1 protein-coding gene is annotated in these 244 nt (G+C 52.0%); it reads left to right on the forward strand.

Going from position 1 to position 244, the window contains the following annotated elements; genetic code table 11:
• Positions 1-244, forward strand: a 244-nt coding sequence (locus tag QP994_RS11175) for a hypothetical protein (protein ID WP_284866847.1), incomplete at both ends; no start/stop codon positions are given.

Consider the following 244-nt stretch of genomic DNA (forward strand, 5'->3'; position numbering starts at 1 on the left):
ATGACAATGTGCGTGTACTTGGCCTTAACCCGGAGGCACACACCACAACGAGTCGTTGGATTATCCCGCCGTTTCCGCTGTTGAACACTGCTTTTACTAAAGGTGGGCCGTTTATTCGTGACGGTAAACTATCTGAGGACTGGCCTGGTTTTAACATCGAGCACACCGCAGTCATTCACGGTGACTACCGCCCGGGTTTGCCGGGGTTTGTGCCTGAAGAGTTGGATTATCCCCTTGATGTCAC

Origin of the sequence: Corynebacterium sp. MSK044, assembly GCF_030232825.1 — a bacterium.
Lineage (GTDB): Bacteria > Actinomycetota > Actinomycetes > Mycobacteriales > Mycobacteriaceae > Corynebacterium.